Source organism: Nitrosomonas communis (genome assembly GCF_024102715.1).
Taxonomy (GTDB): domain Bacteria; phylum Pseudomonadota; class Gammaproteobacteria; order Burkholderiales; family Nitrosomonadaceae; genus Nitrosomonas; species Nitrosomonas communis_B.
Genome location: NZ_JAGFJM010000077.1, coordinates 18,383 through 31,379 on the forward strand (window position 1 = coordinate 18,383; position 12,997 = coordinate 31,379).

The 12,997-nt window shown below is 45.6% G+C and carries 7 protein-coding genes; 5 read left to right on the forward strand and 2 right to left on the reverse strand.

All coding sequences use genetic code 11. The features are described from left to right. The first annotated feature begins 108 nt into the window (after positions 1-108). Complete coding sequence (locus J5I83_RS07065) at positions 109-2,943, forward strand: peroxidase family protein (RefSeq protein WP_304054481.1); 2,835 nt, start codon at positions 109-111, stop codon at positions 2,941-2,943. A 27-nt stretch (positions 2,944-2,970) separates the two neighbouring features. Here J5I83_RS07065 and J5I83_RS07070 read toward each other — a convergent pair whose 3' ends face one another. Together J5I83_RS07070 and J5I83_RS07075 are read right to left on the reverse strand one after the other, a co-directional pair. Then, positions 2,971-4,908, reverse strand: coding sequence for a GMC family oxidoreductase (locus J5I83_RS07070; RefSeq protein ID WP_304054483.1), 1,938 nt, complete (start codon positions 4,906-4,908; stop codon positions 2,971-2,973). A 225-nt stretch (positions 4,909-5,133) separates the two neighbouring features. Continuing rightward, positions 5,134-7,821: a hypothetical protein gene (locus J5I83_RS07075; protein WP_304054484.1), complete on the reverse strand. Its 2,688-nt coding sequence runs from the start codon at positions 7,819-7,821 to the stop codon at positions 5,134-5,136. A gap of 443 nt (positions 7,822-8,264) precedes the next feature. Between J5I83_RS07075 and J5I83_RS07080 the strand changes: the two genes are divergently transcribed. Genes J5I83_RS07080 through J5I83_RS07095 form a run of 4 tightly spaced genes read left to right on the forward strand, consistent with a single transcriptional unit; the run spans position 8,265 to position 12,813 of the window. Further along, the gene (locus tag J5I83_RS07080; RefSeq protein WP_304054486.1) at positions 8,265-8,720 is read left to right on the forward strand and encodes a hypothetical protein; all 456 of its coding nucleotides are present in this window, start codon (positions 8,265-8,267) and stop codon (positions 8,718-8,720) included. Positions 8,721-8,755: 35 nt separating this feature from the next. Then, positions 8,756-10,060, forward strand: a complete 1,305-nt coding sequence (locus J5I83_RS07085; RefSeq protein WP_304054487.1) for a hypothetical protein — start codon at positions 8,756-8,758, stop codon at positions 10,058-10,060. A gap of 15 nt (positions 10,061-10,075) precedes the next feature. Further along, a complete protein-coding gene (locus J5I83_RS07090; RefSeq protein ID WP_304054488.1) occupies positions 10,076-11,605 on the forward strand; it encodes a peroxidase in 1,530 nt (509 codons plus the stop codon). After that, positions 11,602-12,813 (forward strand): catalase family protein, encoded by a 1,212-nt coding sequence (locus J5I83_RS07095; protein ID WP_304054489.1) that lies wholly within the window; start codon positions 11,602-11,604, stop codon positions 12,811-12,813. Before J5I83_RS07090 ends, J5I83_RS07095 begins: the two co-directional genes overlap by 4 nt. Positions 12,814-12,997 lie beyond the last annotated feature (184 nt).

Sequence of the window (12,997 nt, forward strand, 5' to 3'; positions counted from 1 at the left end):
ACCGACCCATACCTTGGCTTTAAGTTTGTAGCTCGATCTACTGATTTTATTCAGTGTTATTTGGTTTCCCTCTATTCCAGGTGCCGTCGTTTATTGACGCATCTGGCAATGGCAGGATTGCTTCTGCTCAGTGGCTGTAATACCTGGGAGTCTGAACTCTCCTGTCTGGAAGTATTCATGCAGGGGGATATTCAGCGCGTTGCTCAAACCAGAGAGCAGCGGTTCCTCGGCAAGGTGCCTGAAAAGCGGGCGCATTGTCTCGGCGGAGATCATGCCGTCACGCTCAACCAGAGCCCCTGGCTGGACTGGCCAAATTTCTGGGCTACAGGGGATAGCTCATCACTATCACCACCTACTTTGCTAAATAGCACATTTTTCGGTCCCAATGCGCGTGGCATCAGCGGCGCGCTCTATGAATTGGAGTTACAACGGATCGAACTTATCAAATTCAACCTTTTCGACAATAGTGGCACTTACCAGGCGTATATCACAGGCCGTGATAGCAAGGCGGGTCCCGTGCTGCAAACCTGGCCAGAAATGCTGTTGCCTCCGACCCATCCCAATTATCAGGATGTAAGGAGTGATCAAAAACAGGTCTGCAGGGGCGAGTTAATTCGTTTCCGCACCGTTACTGGCATCTGCAACGATATCTACAACCCATTGATGGGTTCGACGCATCAGCTCTTTGCGCGCAATGTTCAGTTTGAGACGACCTTTCCTGATCTCGGTTTCCATGAAATGACTAGAAATCGTCATGGAGACCGGTTAGGACTGCTGAAGCCAGATCCACAGGTCGTTAGCCGGAAATTGTTCACGCGTATGCAGTCTCACCCTGACAAATGCCAAAGCGGTTATGGCTTGCCTGGTAGTCCTGAAGAAGCCGAGTGCGATTACAAAAAGGCCCCGGCCTTTAATGTGCTGGCAGCTTTCTGGATTCAATTCATGACCCATGATTGGTTTTCTCATATGGAGGAAGACCCTCATCAGCCAGAGTGGATGACTGTTGGCTGCACGGGCCAACTGGTTGGCAATAGCGAACACTCCTTGACAGAAGAGGAGATCAAGCAACTGGGTTGCCGACCGGATGACAGGATCAATGTTTCACCAGTTGCTGACGACACGCCGCCCGAATCATTTGTACATGGCAGCCAGTCCTATCTTGTACGCGCACCGAAAACAACACGCAATCACGTGACAGCCTGGTGGGATGCCTCGCAACTGTATGGCTATGATGAGCGCTCTAGTCAGCGCGTGAAGCGAGATCCTGGAGATCCGGCCAAATTACTGTTGATACCGGTGAGAGAGGGTGGAGGTGAGGGCGATAAGACTGGATATTTGCCGGTCTTCGACGCTGGCGATCCGATCAAGCCGGAATGGTCCGGTCAGGAAGCTACTGCCTTTCCCGACAACTGGTCTATCGGGTTGAGCTTCTTTCACAATATCTTTGCCAGAGAGCACAATGCTTTTGTTGATGAATTCCGCAAACAGGCAGCAAAAATTCCCGATGCCGACAGCGGCCTGAGAAACCCAGCCAGACCTGAGGTCGTTATCCGTTACCAAGATGTCACACCGGACGAGTTATTCAATGTTGCTCGGCTGGTTGTTTCTGCTGAGATTGCCAAAATCCACACTATCGAATGGACCACACAACTGCTGTACAACGAGCCATTGTATCGGGGGATGAACGCCAACTGGCATGGTCTTTTTCATGAACATACAGCGGTATCTGAGGCACTGAGAGAAATCATCCGCCAACTCGATGATTCGGATGCTGCCAACAACAGCCTCTATGCAGCCTTCGCGGGCGGAGCGGGCATTTTTGGGTTAGGCAACCACCGCTATGAAGGGAAGTCATTCTATTCTTTAGTCGAGCGGGACAGGGAGGATATCTGGACACTCGCCAGCAACGACGACATCAACGGCGGAATCAACCATTTTGGCTCACCCTTTAATTTTCCAGAAGAGTTTGTCACCGTATACCGGCTGCATCCTTTGCTGCCGGATCTGATCGAATACCGAGAATGGAACAAGGATCCGAATGTCATCCAGCAAAAAGTACCCGTTATCGACACCTTCCGCGGAAAAGCAACCGAGGCGATGCGACAGAAAGGTCTGGCGAGCTGGGCGCTTAGCATGGGCCGTCAACGAGCGGGCGAGCTGACGCTCCAGAATCATCCACAATTTCTGCAAAATCTGAAAATGCCGCAGTTGCAATCATCCACCCAGCAGATCGATATCGCTGCACTCGATCTCATTCGTGATCGGGAGCGGGGCATTCCACGCTATAACGAGTTCCGCCGGCAGTATGGGTTGAAGCAATTGACCGGTTTCGATGATTTCATCGATCCGCGTTTGCCCCAGGACTCGCCCGTTCGGCGCGAGCAGGAGCAGCTCGTGAAGATGTTACGTGAGGTATACGGGCAGCACCGCTGTGATGAATCCAAACAGATTACAAATGCGCAACTGAATAACGATCAATCACCCATTAACGATTGTCTGGGGCATCCAAATGGCAGCCTCATTGACAATATCGAAGATGTCGATACGGTCGTCGGCTGGCTGGCGGAATTCAAACGACCGCATGGTTTTGCTATTTCAGAAACCCAGTTCGTCGTGTTTATTCTCAATGCATCGCGCAGGCTCTTTAGCGACCGCTTTCTCACCTCGAGTTTTCGCCCTGAATTCTATAGCACCTTTGGGGTAACGTGGGTGATGCACAACGGGCCGGGTCCGGAAAAGATGGAGCAGGGGATGTCCAATGGTCACCAACAGCCGGTCTCTCCGCTGAAGCGTGTTCTATTGAGAACGTTACCGGAATTAGCAGACGAACTTCAGGGAGTGATCAATGTATTCGATCCTTGGGCGCGAGACCGGGGAGAATATTACAGCACCGAATGGGAACCTCGGGGTGGTGCAGAGGGGGATAGTGCGTTCGCTAAGTAATCCCCATCCATGTGCACATAAAAAGAGTTACGAAGCACTTTTTCTCGCATCCTCAATAATAACTTCACTGGCCTTTTCACTGATCATATAGACGGCGGATACGATAAAGAATCCGGGTATTTTGGGAAAAATTGAAGCATCCACGATACGCAAATTTGTGGTTCCATACACACGAAACCGATTATCGACAACTGCCATTTTGTCGCTTTCTGGTCCCATTGGACAGGTACAGGAAGCATGATGCCCCCAAGCCTGGTCTTTGATGAATTGACAGATTTCATCACGGCTTCTGACTTTTGTTCCTGGAAGAATCTCCTCGTCAATTAAATCTCCGCAATGCCCGAGGATGTTACGAACAGTTTCCACCCCCTCTGCTACTGAATTTAAATCTTTCTTGCCATCGCTGCCGTCCAGGTCTTCAGGAAAGTAATTAAAATTAATGTGAGGAACATCGCGTGGATCGTTGGACCGCAAAGTGACATGGCCTCTGTTGCTTGCGTGTGCTTTGAGAATGGCCCAGGTAAAGATATTTTCTTTACAAGTATCAGAGTGGTCGCCATTCTTATTACATAGAGCATTAGGATAGCGACTATTCTCCTTGCTAATGTCATTAGCGTATCCTGGATAGTATCCACTAAAATTACCGAGCAATCCAAAAATCAATAGATCCGGATCATCATTTGGACACTTGGAAGAAGAGCGTTTGATGAGGGCAATCGTGGCACCGTTCGTTGTATAAGGTCCTTTTTGCTGGAGCCACAAGGCATATTGTGGATCAGGTTCCTCTCCAGGTTCAGGTGGGCGTAATTTCATTCCTTTGATCAAGGGAATATTTTCTTTAAGTCTCGTTACCACCCCTACTTCATAGCGATCCTGCAAATTTTTCCCTACACCTGGCAGTTCTACTTTTACCTCAATCTTATGTTTTTCCAGCTCTTCCCGCGGACCAATCCCGGATAGCATGAGTAGTTGGGGGGTATTGAAAGCACCCGCGGCTATAATGACTTCGCGTTCCACACAAACTGTCTTTGCTTCGGAAACAACTGCCTCTGTGTGCCGAGGATCAGCGCGATATTGATGAGTACCCACACGATACTCCACACCGTAAGCTTTGTTATGTTCGTCGAGCAAAATACGCTGGACCAATGAGTGGGTTCTTATTACCAGTTTGTCAGGGCATTGTTCACGAATCCGCAGGATGTACTCTCTGGCGCCTACCCGCTTGCCGTGTTGGGTAGTCATCGGAATTTTGCATAAGCCCTCAGGGATTCTGCGTATTAAACGCCAATCATTGGGATCGAAGCGAATAATAAATTTCAGAATTCCTAGAAAAAAACGTTTTAGCGGATTCATCATGCGCCGGGATTCTTTCACTGCGGCGACCGTCAGTTTTGTTAGTACTTTGTCCTTCAATAGCATCCAGCGATTAGCCTGGTTGGTTGGCAGCCAGCCATCAAATCCATGATGACTCCAGATTTTCCATCTTGGAACATATTCGCAGCGTTCCAAACGCTGGAAGTACTTTTGCATATTCCTGCTATGCCAGCTTGGATCATCCATTAGTTTTGCAATGTCATCCCAATCACTATTATGGGGATACATCAGAACCATGGCGTTATGTGCGGTACATCCACCTAATGTGCCCGAGCGAGGGTAAAGCACACCATTTTTTTCTTTGCTAAACTTACAGTCCCGCTCTTGTTGAGTTTTGTCAACATAATGATGCACGAAGTAGTCCCAGCGAAGAGTTTCATTTTCTGAGGCGCGGGCATGGAATGCAGGCACTTTATAATCACACGGTTCGTCATCTCCACCGGCTTCCAGTAACAATACACGGAAGCCTTGCAAGGCCAGGTTGCAGGCAAGCGGCCCTCCACCCGCACCGGAACCTATTACGACGTAATCAAACTTTTCGTCATTGCTACTATCAATCTGGTTGTTTTCCAAGGAATCGGACTTGATCACAAGTTATCTCCAACAAAATGATTTTAAAAATCTTCTATAGATTTCCAAGGGATAGCATCACTGTGTCGATAAACACCAAAACTCTCTCCTTATTTAAAGAGAAGCTTTATTTGAAAACTTTGCAGACTTTAATTCTTCATCGCTAAAGAACTGATTGAAAATCGAGAGATTGAAGAATGCAGTAAGTACCCCGCCACCAGTAACGAGGTACTTTATTCATGAAAATTACATGGTTTTAAGAAACTCAATTAAAGCCCGTTTGTCGCTGTCATTGAGTGCTGTTTTACCTTCCTCTGCTGGCAGGTAATCTGTACCGAAATAATGGCCTCGATTTACAACCAAATCTGGGCACTTATTAACTTCTAATAAAGAGTCAACCAGGCCTCCATAAATTTCGTGCAATTCATCGTCTGTAATACTCTCGGGGTTTTCCTTTGCTCTCCACAAATCAGAAACATGCCATCCAACAGTCTTTAGATAATCCCAGGAGAGAGAGAGTCGTTGGCCCCAGCCCATTTCCATATTGATATTAGAAATTAGATTGACTGCAGTGCCTTTAGGAAATGGGCCAAATTCCAACTCGTCGCCAATAGGAAAAATTTTTACATACCAAGGCAGATAACCTCTTGGCACCTTTAGCCAACTTCTTTCTGTCGTTCGATCGATAATACCGGGTACTTCTTTGCCTGATCGAGTGAGATAGGTTTGACCTTCGCAACTATTTTTTGCACCGTAGGCCGAGCTATAGGAAGTTTCCGTTCCTTTCCCCTCATCGTACTCAGCATATAAATCTTTTTGGTCGCAGTAGCGTTTCTCGGGCCATAAGAGTTGTTCTATACTGATATCGAAGGATTTCATACGATCCTCTACCGAGCCTGACCAGTAAAATTTACCCACCGTGTTATTCAGCAGAAACGGTGCGGTAGACCAAATACTCGTTAGAGATGGCGGTCGAATATAACCGCGACCCCCGTCTGGCATGTCATAATCCGTAGGCTTACGCGTAACCGGATGATGAATCTTTGCTTTTCCTACTGATGGCAGCATTTTGTAGGAAGTAGATGAAAAATTATCCCAGGTATCTCCCTTGATAGCGTTGGTCGCTATCGAAGCGCAGATATTGGTTTCCAGCAGAGTAACCGGAACCCGCAATTCTGTAGAAAGGAAATTTTCCCTAAGAAAATCTTCCTCTAATACAATTTTTGTCATTTTTTCCTTGAATTCTGAGGAATTGGTCCAGTGCCAATATTGATTCCAGCAATTCAAGTAATTAGGACCGACACAACCATTCTCTGGAAAAAACTTGTATGCTTCCTCTGGCAGTTTGCTCGAGTGACAAGCAGCACAGTTCTCGGCAAATACCTCCTTGCCGCGCTTGAGGATTTCTTCATCATCTGTTAAGTAGCGCTCCCCTCCAGGTGCATTCTTAAGATAGTCTGGGGGAGTTGCTGCTAGAAAAAACAAAGCACCATCCAGAGTTTGTAGTTCAGTTGCGCGCCAATAGCTGGAATTTTGTTCCGCTGCTTTGATCGGAAAAGGTGTAAACGGCTTTCCACCTACCAAAGGATTAATGTGCTGTAGCCATTCTTCACTAAACAAACCAATATTAATGAAAACACGATTCAGTGCGCCTAATCCACCCACTGAATCTGCACCATCCTTAAGTACACGTGGTGTCAGCACTTTATCAGCATCTTTTGATTCTTTGAAAAATGCTCTCAATGGACTGTCAGCAGGAATCTCTTCAAAGTGATTGAACTGTTTATTATCCCTTTCTCCACCGGTTATTTCTTCTTCGCCCAGGCGCAACGCATTCAGCATACGCGCAGGAAGGTTATAAACAGCATTCATGGTGCGTGGATTGTTGATATAGTCGGTGGAAATGAGCGAGGTATCCAATGCGCCCGGCCGATTAGTGTGAAGATGCTGGTAGGCGAAGCTGGTCTTATCTGCTTCATACGCAAACACGCGATCAAACCAGAAGTATTGTGCGCCCGGATTGGAGTTGAGATTAGCCCACTCTGGATTTTCCGGATCTTTGGGTGGATTGGTTGGATTGGGTCCTACATGACAGAAACCACAAGACATCCCCACCCGGTAAGGCTTAACTAATTTTGGATCATTGTAATAGTCAGGATCAGAGTAGTATTTTTCTGCATCCCAGCGTTTTTTTGCTGCTTCATCAAAATCAGGGTTGGGAAACAAACGAAGGCCTATGATGCCAGTCGCATAGCCATAATAAGATCCCACCGGTACGGTTTTGCCGCGCGCACCAATTTTGACACCGGGATATTTCTCTTCATTTTCGAAAGGATCAGTAGGGCAATTCGGGTCTCGTGTATCCAGATATAAGCCGAAGCGGTCCTCACGTCCAACCAATTTACCTTGTGCGTCGGTATTTTTTCTGAAACACGGTTCATTGACGAGACCAAACCACTCCCATCGGTGGTCACGGCTGTGTTTCGGATTCTTCTTCTGGAGCGCAGGATGGTTCGACAATATTTTCAGCAAATCGAAGCTGCCAAAGCTCTGTGCATTCATATAATCCCAGAACTTGTCATTGCCGCCCGTCCAAACAATCCAATTGTTTCGGCCTCTGTGCATGATTTTTTCGATTTCTTCCTTCGACTTGTCGGAGATATTTGGTACAAAGGGTTTTAGAGCAGCGACTACGTCATCAGTCTTCTGACTGATTCCATAATCCATATCCTTGAAATAATCATCGTCTGCTGCGGGGAAACTTTCTGCAGTCCTACCTACACATTGCGCCTCGTCCATGACTGATCCCGATTTGGCATTGCTGCCTTTGATACATTCGCTAGCGATTTTTAGCGACCGGTCATCTGAGCACCCAGCAAGAAATAAAACTAAACTGAATCCAATAAAGGAAAGGGTTTTTTCACATTTTTTCATGGCGATCTCCAGAATTAGTTGTTGATCAGACAGGCTGAAATTCGAAGCTACCACTTACAATAATCTCTTTCTTTTTTCAGTAAGTATATTGCTATATTTAGAATTATTGCTATATAAATTTAAATTAAATAATCAATATTCATTCTGCAAGAACTTCTTTCTTTATCGATTATTAAATTCTTGCACATTAAACAAACTTGGAATAAAGTCATCTAGAATAAATTTTTACGAGTGAGCAAGAATGGCTCCTTGTTATATATAAATAATCAACAATTAAACAGGGGAGAGTGAATTTATAAATTATTAGTTTGAAAAATTTTTAATTGATTCCAGGCGTTTATCATTGTGTATGTGCTGGAGAGTTTCTTGGATTATTACAAATCAAGTGTTGTCAGGCATTTTGTTTACTTATTTTTGATATAACTCTATGAGGAGTAACTAAAATGAACAATACGGTAAGGACTTGGTTGAGTAAATCACGCGAGGAATTAGATGAAATTTATCGCAATGCCAATCCAGGGAACATTCCAATTGGCGACACACAGGGCACAGCAATCCTAGCAGGATCAATCTTCTCAAAACTCGTGGCAGCCTTTGCCCGTCTCTTTGCTTGGCAAGGTAAAGTATTTGATTTATTTTGCCCAGGCGGTCAGGCAGGTGTTCTTGTCAACAAGATTACACCGTTTGGCCTGACATTTATTATTGCCAAGGTATATCGTGACAAAAGCTGGTTGGATGGAAAAGATACCATTGTCATTGATTATTCTAAGACTTCCTTCGTTGCCAAAGTGATCCGCGATGAAATTCGTGAGATCGAACCTGGTGTTTATCTCGGGAAGGTATGGTGGGGTAAAACGCGGGTTCTGGATTTTGCCCTGACACGAAGTAATGCTAAATAAGAAATCATGTAAATGTTTACTTGAGATAGAAAACTATGACACCTCAATCTCCCTTCATGATTGCTGCGACTGTGCGTGTTGGACAGATGAAAAACCTCCGCACCTTGTTGGCTTCGATGAACAAAGTACCCGGTCATGCTGATCCCGATAATAGCCTGATTCCATTCAGTCGATTTGATCGCTTGCATTTTGCGCGCTTTGTGATCATAGAAGCCAATACGACCCACGAAATTAAGGAATTTGGCGTAAAACCAAGACTGTGGCGGCCTACTCTTGCCTTTCTAGGCGATATTGATGGGGATATGCATACTTTCCTGGCAGAACTGGTGGAACAAGCGGAACCAGGTCTAAAAAAAATCTTTTCCCATTGTGATGGTTTTTCTGAGGAAGATCAAAATCTGCTGGAATGGATACAAGCACACACTATCAATCCCAGAGCGAATTATGTTAACTGGATTGGCCGAACTGTTAAACAAATACATGAAGAAGCTGCACTCCATCGAAGCCTGTCTACCTATTTACAGAAAATTGTTGATGATGTTGGCCGGGAAAATGTCCGTACCTTACGACAAAAGCTTTTGTCACATGTCGAAATGGAAAAATATAAAGGTAGACTTACATTATCACCACCCGAACCGACACCCACAGACTGGAAAATCCGCAATCTGCTGCATATGATTGGGGTGCCATTAATTCTACTTCTGCTATCCCCACTGCTGTTAGCTATCGCCCCTTTCTTTGCCCTACGTCTGAGAATGCTGGAGCGTTCCGACCCCGAACTCTTTATCCGGCCTAGCTATGAACATATCAATGAACTTTCAAAACAGGAAGACTGGGATGTCAGTAATCAGTATAGTGTGTTTGGGGATGTGAAGCCGGGTTTGTTCCGTCTGCTGACTTTCAAATTTATACTTCTGCTGACCGACTGGTTTGCGAGACATGTATACAATCGGGGTTTTCTCGCTCGAATAAAAACCATCCATTTTGCGCGCTGGGTGTTTATGGACAATAACCATAGAGTCTTTTTTGCCAGTAATTATGATGGTAGCCATGAGAGCTATATGGATGATTTCATTAATAAGGTCGGCTGGGGTCTGAATCTTACTTTCAGTAACGCGGTAGGCTACCCTACCACGAGATGGATCATTAAAGAAGGTGCGCAGCGGGAACTTGCATTCAAATATACGCAAAGGCGACATCAAATACCTACAGAGGTCTGGTATAAGGCTTATCCAGGGCTAACAGCCGTTGATTTGGCACGTAACAGCCGCATCCGGCAGGGCGTGGAAATTCGTCAAGCCAACGATGCGGAAATCCGTGAATGGCTCAGCCTGATCTGAACAGGGAGTATGGAAATGAAAAAATCAAACGATTTTGAATTTGATGATCTGCAGGGATTGCTGCGCTTTGGATATGGAAAATTAACCGATACTTGTTTCATGCTGCTGAATATTGCAAATGTTGACGCAGCTAAACAATGGTTGAATACAGCACCCATCAGCAATGCCGTTACGATGGATTCACCGCCTGATACGGCGCTGCAGATTGCTTTTTCTGTACACGGCTTGCGTATACTGGGAGTAAGTGAATCGATCATTGGTGATTTCTCTGATGAATTCATTCATGGTATGACTAGAAATGAAAATAGTTCTCGACGACTAGGTGATATTGGTCGTAATGCGCCGGAACGCTGGGAGTGGGGTAATGATTCGGTCACAATGCCGCATATCTTGTTGCTGCTTTATGCCAAAAAAGGAGATCTCGAAGCTTGGCGAAAAACTGTTGAAGATGACCGTTTTTCTCAGGCATTTCAGCTGCTGAGACAATTACCTACTTCGGATATAGGGCGGGTTGAACCTTTCGGCTTCGATGATGGTATCAGCCAGCCCACGATTGACTGGACTTATCGACAAAGTACAGACCCGCATGAACGTGATCGTTACTCTAATTTATTGGCTGTGGGAGAGATGGTGCTTGGCTACCCAAATGAATATGGGCAGTACACTGCGCGACCACTCATTAATCCAAAAAAAGACCAACTTGCAACCGGTTTGCCAGATGCCGAAGATGATCCCGCGCTAAAGGACTTTGCTCGTAATGGAACATACTTAGTGCTGCGAGAGTTAGGTCAGGATGTTCCCGGTTTTTGGCAGTTTCTCGACAAGGCATCAAGTTCCAAGTCGAAAAAACGTGAACATCTTGCCGCAGCAATGGTGGGTAGAGAACGGAATGGCACGCCATTGATTGCAGAACACATTCCAGGAATTTCACGCAAAGATCATGGTAACCATTTTACTTATGACTTAGATGCAAAAGGAAACCATTGTCCGATGAGTGCCCATATTCGCAGGGCTAACCCTCGCACAGGTGACTTACCAGGGGGTGTAACGGGTTTGGGTATAGTCGGTTTTATCAATCGCTTGATTAAAATCCTGGGATTTGGACAAAAGCCGGAGGAAGATCTTATTGCTTCCTCCCGTTTCCATCGTTTGTTACGGCGTGGTCGCAGCTACGGTCCCTTCCTTGCACCGGAAGACGCTATTAAACCGGATGCCCCTGTTGCCGAACGTGGCCTCCAGTTTATCTGTCTGGTAGCCAACATATCGCGGCAGTTTGAATTTGTCCAGAATGCCTGGATTGTGAATGGTAAATTTAATGGACTGCAAGAGGAACCGGACCCGTTGCTGGGGAATCGTGAACCGTTACTGAGTGGGGGAAGTACCGATCATTTTAATCGTCCCGATCCCTCCGGGCCGATGCAAAAAACCTGCCATTTGCCGCAGTTTGTTACTGTTCATGGCGGCGGATATTTTTTTATGCCTGGATTGCGTGCATTAAAGTACATTTCAGCCTTACCTGCTAACGGAGGTAATAGTTCATCATGAGGACAATCAAGGACCGAATACTTAAAGCTATTCACAATTTTCTGATTCTGCTGCTGCGTATTGAACGCCGGTTAGAACCTTGGTTTCGGCCGCAGTGGGACTATCTTTTTCGCGAACCTGGCTCAAGATTTATCCAGTTTTTGATTAATCGGCGGCGCAAGAACAAGGATCTTAATCTTAAACTGGCTGAGGAAAGATTTGATCCTGATGAAGAAGAAAGTCTCAATAAAATTATCGATCTCATGATGGATCAGATGCGTGGGCGCTTCAAGCCAGGCGGCTATGAGCGAGGTGGTAATACCAAAACACATGGTATTGTGCGTGCCACGGTAACCATACGCGATGATCTGCCAGAGCATTGCCGCAAAGGTATTTTTGCCAATCCGTGCAGCTATCCAGCCTATGTTCGCTATTCCGGACCTGGTCCGAATGTGCCTGCTGATATTAACGATGTAGGCTTTCTGAGTATGGCGGTGAAGCTCATGGGCGTTCCAGGCGAAAAACTCATGAGTGAAGAAAAATTTACTCAAGACTTTATCGCAACCAGCGGGGGCGCAACGTTTGTTACACCCAATACGCGGGAAAATGCCAAATTGCAATACTGGAGCCTGGTGGATATGACGCTTTATTATTTTCTTAATCCCAAGGACTCCCATTTGCTTGATTTCTTCATGCAAAGTCTGTGGACTGCTACTCAGTATAATCCATTGGCGCAGCGCTATTGGAGTTGCACGCCCTATCTGTTAGGTGAGGGGCAGGCTATGATGTATTCATTTGTGCCAAAAACAAAAGATGTGGAAAGGCATATTCCTGGCCTGCCTTTTGGTACGCCTCCGTTTAATTACCTGCGGGAGAATATGATCAAAACGCTGAATGAGAAAGACATTGAATTTGATCTTATGATTCAAATACAAACCGATCCTCATTTAATGCCGATTGAAGATAGCTCAGTACGCTGGCCGGAAAAGCTTTCCCCGTTCATACCTGCTGCCACAATTCATATTCCAAAACAAAAATTTGATTCGGATGCGCAATTTGAGTTTGGTAAACGATTGAAAATGAATCCTTGGCATTGCCTTCCTGAACATCGACCATTAGGCAATATAAATCGGGCACGCTTTAGAATGTATTTTGAGTTATCCAAATTCCGCCAGGAGATGAATGAGACCACACATCTTGAACCAACCGGGGAGGAGAAATTCGATTAGCATTTTTTATGGCACTAATGCCTAATCAGGCTCTAATCTGACTCCTTCTTTATTGCAAGAAATAAGCAAGCAATTCGCATAAAGCTTATGGAATGATAGGATTAATTCGGATTATGTCAATCTAATCCAAGCTATTCCGAACAATTTTTTAGGGATCTAGAAAATATATGCTTTAGTGAAATTC

Excerpts from the sequence above, each read along its gene's own strand:
- J5I83_RS07095 (WP_304054489.1), top strand. The coding sequence starts at position 11,602 with ATGAGGACAATCAAGGACCGAATACTTAAAGCTATTCACAATTTTCTG.
- J5I83_RS07065 (WP_304054481.1), top strand. The coding sequence starts at position 109 with ATGGCAGGATTGCTTCTGCTCAGTGGCTGTAATACCTGGGAGTCTGAA.
- J5I83_RS07080 (WP_304054486.1), top strand. The coding sequence starts at position 8,265 with ATGAACAATACGGTAAGGACTTGGTTGAGTAAATCACGCGAGGAATTA.
- J5I83_RS07090 (WP_304054488.1), top strand. The coding sequence starts at position 10,076 with ATGAAAAAATCAAACGATTTTGAATTTGATGATCTGCAGGGATTGCTG.
- J5I83_RS07085 (WP_304054487.1), top strand. The coding sequence starts at position 8,756 with ATGACACCTCAATCTCCCTTCATGATTGCTGCGACTGTGCGTGTTGGA.
- J5I83_RS07075 (WP_304054484.1), bottom strand. The coding sequence starts at position 7,821 with ATGAAAAAATGTGAAAAAACCCTTTCCTTTATTGGATTCAGTTTAGTT.